7 protein-coding genes are annotated in these 7,517 nt (G+C 62.7%); 5 read left to right on the forward strand and 2 right to left on the reverse strand.

All coding sequences use genetic code 11. The annotated features are described in order from the left end of the window. The 3 genes from GTP69_RS02890 to kefC all read left to right on the forward strand — a co-directional run bounded on the left by GTP69_RS02890 (position 1) and on the right by kefC (position 3,707). Positions 1-642: a DsbA family oxidoreductase gene (locus GTP69_RS02890; protein ID WP_161053439.1), complete on the forward strand. Its 642-nt coding sequence runs from the start codon at positions 1-3 to the stop codon at positions 640-642. Continuing rightward, positions 635-1,783: an FAD binding domain-containing protein gene (locus GTP69_RS02895; protein ID WP_161053440.1), complete on the forward strand. Its 1,149-nt coding sequence runs from the start codon at positions 635-637 to the stop codon at positions 1,781-1,783. Before GTP69_RS02890 ends, GTP69_RS02895 begins: the two co-directional genes overlap by 8 nt. Positions 1,784-1,862: 79 nt before the next feature. Continuing rightward, positions 1,863-3,707, forward strand: coding sequence for a glutathione-regulated potassium-efflux system protein KefC (gene kefC, locus GTP69_RS02900; protein WP_161053441.1), 1,845 nt, complete (start codon positions 1,863-1,865; stop codon positions 3,705-3,707). On the opposite strand, the gene GTP69_RS31020 is transcribed toward kefC, so the two are convergent. Beyond that, the gene (locus GTP69_RS31020; protein WP_202424267.1) at positions 3,685-3,954 is read right to left on the reverse strand and encodes a DUF6447 family protein; all 270 of its coding nucleotides are present in this window, start codon (positions 3,952-3,954) and stop codon (positions 3,685-3,687) included. The two genes, kefC and GTP69_RS31020, sit on opposite strands and share 23 nt — an antisense overlap. Before the next feature lie 142 nt (positions 3,955-4,096). Between GTP69_RS31020 and GTP69_RS02905 the strand changes: the two genes are divergently transcribed. Both GTP69_RS02905 and GTP69_RS02910 read left to right on the forward strand, forming a co-directional pair. Further along, a complete protein-coding gene (locus tag GTP69_RS02905) occupies positions 4,097-5,323 on the forward strand; it encodes an efflux RND transporter periplasmic adaptor subunit (RefSeq protein WP_161053442.1) in 1,227 nt (408 codons plus the stop codon). After that, the gene (locus GTP69_RS02910; RefSeq protein ID WP_161053443.1) at positions 5,320-6,705 is read left to right on the forward strand and encodes an efflux transporter outer membrane subunit; all 1,386 of its coding nucleotides are present in this window, start codon (positions 5,320-5,322) and stop codon (positions 6,703-6,705) included. The genes GTP69_RS02905 and GTP69_RS02910 overlap by 4 nt, the downstream gene beginning before the upstream one ends. A 59-nt stretch (positions 6,706-6,764) precedes the next feature. On the opposite strand, the gene GTP69_RS02915 is transcribed toward GTP69_RS02910, so the two are convergent. Then, a complete protein-coding gene (locus GTP69_RS02915; protein WP_161053444.1) occupies positions 6,765-7,067 on the reverse strand; it encodes a hypothetical protein in 303 nt (100 codons plus the stop codon). Between the last annotated feature and the right edge of the window lie 450 nt (positions 7,068-7,517).

Consider the following 7,517-nt stretch of genomic DNA (forward strand, 5'->3'; position numbering starts at 1 on the left):
ATGACTATTACTATCGACATCACTTCGGACTTCATCTGCCCATGGTGCTGGATCGGCCACACCAACCTGAAGGAAGCGCTGGCGCTGGCCGGCCAGCCGCACATTCAGCAGCGCTTTCTGCCGTTTGAACTCAATCCCGGCATGCCGCCGGAAGGCCTGAACCGCCAGGCCTACCGCACCGCCAAGTTCGGCAACTGGGCACGGTCGCAGAGCATGGACGAGGATGTGACGCAGGCCGGCAAGCAGATCGGCCTGGACTTCCACTACGACCGCATCGAGCGCACGCCGAATACCCGACTGGCGCACAAGCTGATCGCCTATGCCCAACTGCCGGGAGATGGCATCAAGAGCGAGAGGCTGTTCGAGGCGCTGTTCGTGGCCTACTTTTCCCACGGGCGCAATATCGGCGATCCGGCGGTGCTGGCCGACCTGGCTGCCTCTCAGGGTCTGGATACGCAGGCGGCGCTGGCCTATATGCACAGCGACACCGCCGATACGCTGCTGGACGCCGCCCTGGCGCAGGCCCATGCGGCCGGCCTCAACAGCGTGCCCAGTCTGCTGATCGGCAATCACCGCATCGCTGGCGCGCAAACGGCGGAATCCATGGCCGCCATTCTTGTAAAGCTGAAAAATCATGAATGATACCGAACGCCTCGCCACTCCGCGCCACGCGATCATCATCGGCGGTTCCCTCGGCGGCCTGTTCACGGCCGTCACGCTACGGGCCATCGGCTGGACCTTTGAAATCGTCGAGCGTTCGCCGCACGAACTCGACAGCCGGGGCGGCGGCCTGGTGCTGCAACCCGACGTGCTGGCGGCACTGCGCTTCGCCGGCATCCGCATCCCCGACAACATAGGCGTGCCCTCCGCCGACCGGATTTACCTGGATGAGCATGACGAGGTGGTCTACCGCAACTTCATGCCGCAGACGCAGACCTCGTGGGGCATGCTGTACACGCTGATGAAAGACACCATCCCCGCCGAGCAGATCCACACCGGCGAAGAGTTTGTCGGCTACGAGCCGGGCAGCAAGGGCAAGGTGCGCGCCTTCTTCGCCAGCGGCCGCAGTGCCGAGGGCGATTTGCTGGTCGGCGCCGACGGCCCGCACTCCACCCTGCGCGAACTGGTTCGCCCCGACAGCGCGCCGACCTATGCCGGTTACGTGGCCTGGCGCGGGCTGGCGCCGGAACTGCGGGTGGCGGAACGCGCGCGCCGTCTGCTGGAAGGGACATTCGCGTTCCAGCAAGGCCCCGGCCACATGCTGCTGGAATACATGGTGCCCGGCGAGGACGGCTCGGTCAAACCGGGCGAGCGGCGCTGGAACTGGGTGTGGTACCGCAAGATCGATGCGGAGACGCTGAAAAGCGTGCTAATCGACCGCAAGGGACACCAGCACGGCTTCTCACTGCCGCCCGGCACCGCCAGGAAAGAATACACCGACGCCTTGCGGGCCGACGGCCGCACCATGTTGGCGCCGGCATTCCAGGAGCTGATGGCGGCCACCGACGACATCTTCATGCAAACCATACAGGATTTGCAGATGGACCAGATGGTGTTTGGCCGCGCCATCCTGCTGGGCGACGCCGCCTTCATTCCGCGTCCGCATACCGCCGGCGGCTCGGCCAAGGCGGCAGCCAATGCCCTGGCGCTGGCGCTGTCCTTGCGCAACCATCAGGCCGGCATCGACGCCAGTTTGCAGGAATGGCAACAGCAGCAACTGGACGCCGGCTACCGCATGACCGACTCCGGCATCTCCATGGGGCAACAGATTATGGGTCTGTAAGAGAGAGGCCACAGGGGTGACGGTCGGCTACAATTGGCCAATCGTCAACCCGCGCCGCTGGCGCCCCTCCGGAATCTTTATGGAAGAACATGGCTTTCTGCTGCACGCAACGTTTTATCTGATCGCCGCCGTGGTGCTGGTGCCGCTTGCCAAGCGCATCGGCATGGGCGCGGTACTCGGTTACCTGATCGCCGGCGCCCTCATCGGCCCCTGGGGACTGAAGCTGATCGGCAACGTGGAAGATGTGCTGAGCATTTCGGAATTCGGCGTGGTGCTGATGCTGTTCCTGATCGGCCTGGAGCTGGAGCCGAAAAAGCTGTGGCAGCTGCGGCGGCCGATTTTCGGCTGGGGCGGCGCGCAGGTGCTGATCGTCAGCGCGGCGCTGACCGGGATTGCCGTGGCCTTCGGCGTCGACTGGAAGGTGGCGCTGGTCGCCGGCCTCGGCCTGTCGCTGTCCTCCACCGCCATCGTCCTCGCCACGCTGGGCGAGCGCAAGCTGTTGTCCAGCCCTGCCGGCTCGGCCAGCTTCTCGATTCTGCTGTTGCAGGACATCGCCGCGATCCCCATGATCGCCTTGGTGCCGTTGCTGGCCGGCGTGGCCGCAGAACACGGTAGCGGCGGCTGGCTGCGCGTCATTAAACTGGTGGCGGTGTTCCTGACGCTGATCGCCTTCGGCCGCTGCCTGGTCAATCCCATCATGCGCTACCTGGCGCGTACCGGGCTGCGCGAACTCTTCACCGGCTTCGCGCTGCTGCTGATTATCGGCATCTGCCTGCTGATGGAATGGGTGGGCTTGTCGCTGGCGCTGGGCACCTTCGCCGCCGGTGTACTGCTGGCGGACTCGGAATACCGTCACCAGCTGGTGAGCGACCTGGAACCGTTCAAGGGTTTGCTGCTCGGGCTGTTTTTCATGGCGGTCGGCATGTCGGCTGACTTCGGCATCCTGCGGGCCCAGCCGCTGCTGATCATCGGCCTGACCTGCGGCCTGCTGCTGGTCAAGGGCGCCCTGCTGTATGGCATGGCCTACTGGTTCGAGATTCCGCGTAGCCAGCGCCTGTTTTTTGCGCTGCTGATGTCGCAAGGCGGTGAGTTTGCGTTCGTGGTGTTCGGCACCGCCGTCGACACCAAGGTGCTGACGCCGGAAACTTCGGCCATACTGGTGATGGTGGTGACCTTGTCGATGGTGGCCACGCCGCTGCTGCTGTTACTGCACGACCGCCTGGTGGCGCCGCACCTGCGCGCCGCCAAGAAGCAGCGCCAGGCCGACACCATCGAGGTGGAGAATCCGGTGATCATCGCCGGCTTCGGCCGCTTCGGGCAGATCATCGGCCGCCTGCTGGCCGCCAACCGCATCGGCGTGACCGTGCTCGACCACGACCCGGATCAGATCGAGCTGCTGCGCAAATTCGGCTATGAAGTGTTTTACGGCGACGCCACCCGCATCGACTTGCTGGAAGCGGCCGGCATCGGCAAGGCAACCGCGCTGGTGATCGCCATTGACGACGTCGCCGACAGCCTGTCGCTGGTCGATGCGGTGCGCGAGCGTTATCCCGAGTTGACCATCCTGGCGCGCGCGCGCAACGTCAGCCACTACTACGACCTGCTGGATCGCGGCGTGACGCTGATCGAACGCGAAACCTTTGAGGCGGCGCTACAGTTGGGCGGCAAGGTGCTGCAACAGCTGGGTGTGAGCGCCGAACGCGCCGCGCACGCCACCAATATCTTCCGCACGCACAACCTGAAAACGCTGATGGAAGTCTATCCGCATCAGCAGGATCAGGAAAAAATGGCGTCGCTAGCACGCAAGGGCCGGCTGGAGCTGGAGGAAATGATCGCTGGCGATGCCGAGGCGTTCAAGGATGTGGAGATACTGGCCGGCGATCGCGCCGACCCAGCCTCAATTACGCAGCCGCAGCAGCCTTAGGCTTGCGCGGGGCGCGTGGTTTCTTTGGCGTCTCGGCCACGTCAGCCTGGCCTTTGCCCTTGACCGACTCGATCAGTGCGGCGACATAGGTGTTGCGGGCGGTCTGGGCGATGGCGACCTGCTGTTGCAGGCGCGCCAGCTCGGCGTCCACCACCTGCACGTTCAAGGCCTGCATCTTGGCGGTTTCATTCAGGTTTTCCGAAGCATACGAAGTGCCATTGATCGTGATGTATTGCGGCAGACTCATGATTTTCCTTATTTAAATATACTTTGCAGATCAGTAATAATCTGCGGCAGCATTATGGCTTTCAAGGTCGGCACTGTCAACGCAAGGCACTGGCTGGCCCGGATGCGCTAGAATACCCGCTGCTTTTAACGACGTAAAACTGATGAACGATATTGATACCTGCGCGTTATGGACCCATCGCCAAACTGGCCTGGCGGCGGCATCGCTGGCGCTGCTGTTAAACGCCGGTGTTGCCTTAGCGCAGGCGCCGAAGCCGGCCGATGCGCCGCCCGTGGCCGCAGAGGTCAAACTGGACACGGTCACCGTGCAGCGTGGCGACTTGCAGCAAACGGTCGAGGCCATCGGGAAATTGCAATTTCATCGATTTGCGGACGTCAATGTCCAGGTCGCGGGCCAGATCAAGGACGTGCCGGTTGCCATCGGCGATGCAGTACAGGAAGGCAAGCTGGTGATGGAGATGTCGCCGGCGGTCAAGGCCAATCAGGTGGAGAGCAACCGCGCGCAAATGGCGCGCTTGCAGGCCGAACTGGCAGACCAGCAGGCCCAGACCGATTTCGCCGAGTTGCAGTTCAAGCGCCAGACCCAGCTCAAGGCGCAAAATGCCACCCGCGAAGAAAGCTATGAGTCGAGCCGGATGACGCTGTCGTCCGCCCGCGCCCGCATGGACGCCATCAACGCGCAGATTCAGCTGCTCCAGGCGACGCTCAAATCCGACGAAGAAAGCCGTCAGCATACGCAAGTGCTGGCGCCGATCACCGGCACCGTGGTGGCGCTGAATGCGCACGCCGGCCAAACGGTCAACATCGGCCAGGCCGGCGGGCCATTGATGCGCATTGCCGATCTGTCGCAAATGACGGTGCAGGCGCGCGTGGCGGAAGTCGATGTCACACGCCTGCGGCGCGGCATGACGGCCAATTTCAAGACGCCCGGTTATCCCGACCGCACGTGGTCCGGCAAGCTGCGCCAGGTAATTCCTGTGCCGGCCGAGGGCACCGGCGAGCAAGGCAAGCAGACGTTTTATAACGTCCTGTTTGAGGTCGACAATCCGGAACAGGCGCTGATGAGCGGGATGACGGCCCAGGTGCAGTTCATCGTCGTGCAGGCCAAGGATGCGGTGCTGCTGCCGGTCGCCTTGCTGAGCAAGCGTAATGCGGACGGCACGTATGAGGTCCACGTGGTGACCGCCAACCGCCAGGTGGTGCCGCGCACGCTGAAAATCGGCGTGCGCACGCAGCAGCAGGCACAGGTGCTGTCTGGCCTGGAGGCCGGCGAACAAGTGCTGGCCGGCCCGGTGCCGGCGGTCGCATTGCGCGCCAAGCCGGCAGCGCCCATCGTCAAAGCAGCGAATACCCCGACTGGAACGCCATGAAACGACGCTCTCTGCCGGCGTTATGCCTCGCCGGCGCGCTGTTGGCAGGCTGCGCGCACACGATTCCGGTGGAGCAACCGGTGCCAACCATGGACTTGCCGGCCGGCTGGTCGCAGGCAGCAAAACCAGCGGGCCAGGAATGGCCCGACGCCCAGTGGTGGCAACACTTTGGCAGCGCCGAGCTGAGCCAGTTAGTGCAGGACGGGCAAGCAAGCAACCTGGAACTGGCCGCCGCGCTGTCACGGGTGCGTCAGGCCGAGTCCCAGGCGCGCATTGCCGGCGTTTCACTGCTGCCGTCGGTCGATCTGTCAGCCGGCGCCAGCCGGGATCTGCCGCTGGCTGGCCATCGCAACGCCAATGTGTCGTCGAGCGGCGTGTTGCAGGTGTCGTATGAAGTCGATTTCTGGGGCAAGAACAAGGCCGGCGCCGCTGCGGCCGAAGCGTCGCTCAGGGCCAATGTCTATGATCGGCAGACTGTCGCCCTCACCGTCACGAGCGGCATCGTGGCGACCTATCTGCGCGTCCTGTCGCTGCACGACCGCCTCATCGTCGCGCGCGAGAACACCAAAAACGCCGAGCGGGTGCTATCGCTAGTCGAGGCCCAGAGCAGCGTCGGCGCCGCCACGTCGGTCGACCTGGCGCGTCAGCGCTCCGCCGTGGCCAGCCAACGCGCCGCCATCCCGGATTTGCAGCAACAGCAGCGCGAGGCGCAATCCGCACTGGCGATCCTGCTCGGCCGGCCGCCGCAAACCTTCAGCCTGCCCGACAACGGACTCGACACCATCAGCCTGCCGGAGGTAACGCCGGGCATGCCGTCCGAATTGCTGTCGCGGCGCCCCGATATCCGCCGCTCGGAAGCGATGCTGGCGGCCGCCAGCGCCAACGTCGACGCCGCGCGCGCGGCATTATTTCCCAGCATACGTCTGACCGGATCGGCCGGCACGCAGAGCAGCGCCCTGGTGTCACTGCTGAATGGGCAAAACTTGTTCGCCAATGTCGGCGCCTCGCTGGTGGCGCCGATTTTCGACGGCGGACGCCTGCGCACCGAGCGGGACCTGGCGATCGAACAAAAACAGGAACTGGTGCAGTCCTATCGCTCGACGGTTCTGTCGGCCTTGGCGGAAGTAGATACCGTGCTGGGCGAGATTAAGAGCCTTGATGAACAGCGCCGGTTAAAGATGGTCGAAATGGAACAGGCGCGGGTGGCCTTCAATCTGTCGGAGATCCGCTACAAGGCCGGAGCGGAAGACTTGATGACCGTGCTCGACACCCAGCGCAGCCTGGCGGATGTGCAAAATGAGCTGGGTATATTGAAACTCAAACGGCTACAGGCCACGGTGTCGCTGTACAAAGCCCTCGGCGGCGGCTGGCAAGCCAGCTAGCCAACGCGCAGCCAGCCCCGGCCTGGGTGTGACTCTGCCAACCATGGTGGGACGGGGACTTAGAAAGTGATGGTCCACTCGCCGGCAGCAGTTGCCTGGCGGATGGCGGTGGCTTGGGTGGTGGTGATGTTGGCGGCAACGGCCTGGGTGCGGGTCATGGCGTACGGGCTTTTCAGCTGGCAGGCGACGGCCGGGGTGGTTTTGGCGGCAGCAGCGCTGGCTGCGGCCGAGCTCTGAACGTTGCAAGACTCTTTCACCTCAAAGCTGACTTGCATGGAAGCGGTCGAGATTTTCCCGGCGGCGCTGGCCAGCAGTGGCAGGCTAAACAGAACGATGGCAAATGCTTTAGTAAAAGTTTTCATTTTCACACAATTCGTTGAGGTGGACGTCATTTGTATGGCGCCGTTAATCGGGTAGCCAACAAGTTTCGAAGTGTTGATCTACAGGAAGAATTTTATCCCAAAGAAACAATCTATCGAATATTCACAATTGGAATAAAAATTGCCGCGTGGAAAACTCGTGATTTTTGGTGAGTTTTCCGCGTGATTTTTTACTCTATTTATGAAGGAAAAACGCATGCGCTCATTACGAGGTTTTCATAGGGAAAACCAGTGAAAACCTGGCGCAGTAGAGGCACCCGAATAGACACGTGAAAATACGCACATTGTCACAGCAGTCCCCTCACTGTTGATTTGCATCCAAAACTGACCCACTTTGCCGCATAATTTGCACACGAAACTGACCCACGTTTAATTCACAATCCTACTCATGACATTGAGTGGGGAATTGGAGTGATCGACGTGGCATTACTA

The organism is Duganella levis (assembly GCF_009857605.1).
GTDB lineage: Bacteria > Pseudomonadota > Gammaproteobacteria > Burkholderiales > Burkholderiaceae_D > Rugamonas > Rugamonas levis.

Excerpts from the sequence above, each read along its gene's own strand:
- GTP69_RS02910 (WP_161053443.1), top strand. The coding sequence starts at position 5,320 with ATGAAACGACGCTCTCTGCCGGCGTTATGCCTCGCCGGCGCGCTGTTG.
- GTP69_RS02890 (WP_161053439.1), top strand. The coding sequence starts at position 1 with ATGACTATTACTATCGACATCACTTCGGACTTCATCTGCCCATGGTGC.
- GTP69_RS31020 (WP_202424267.1), bottom strand. The coding sequence starts at position 3,954 with ATGAGTCTGCCGCAATACATCACGATCAATGGCACTTCGTATGCTTCG.
- kefC (WP_161053441.1), top strand. The coding sequence starts at position 1,863 with ATGGAAGAACATGGCTTTCTGCTGCACGCAACGTTTTATCTGATCGCC.
- GTP69_RS02915 (WP_161053444.1), bottom strand. The coding sequence starts at position 7,067 with ATGAAAACTTTTACTAAAGCATTTGCCATCGTTCTGTTTAGCCTGCCA.
- GTP69_RS02905 (WP_161053442.1), top strand. The coding sequence starts at position 4,097 with ATGAACGATATTGATACCTGCGCGTTATGGACCCATCGCCAAACTGGC.
- GTP69_RS02895 (WP_161053440.1), top strand. The coding sequence starts at position 635 with ATGAATGATACCGAACGCCTCGCCACTCCGCGCCACGCGATCATCATC.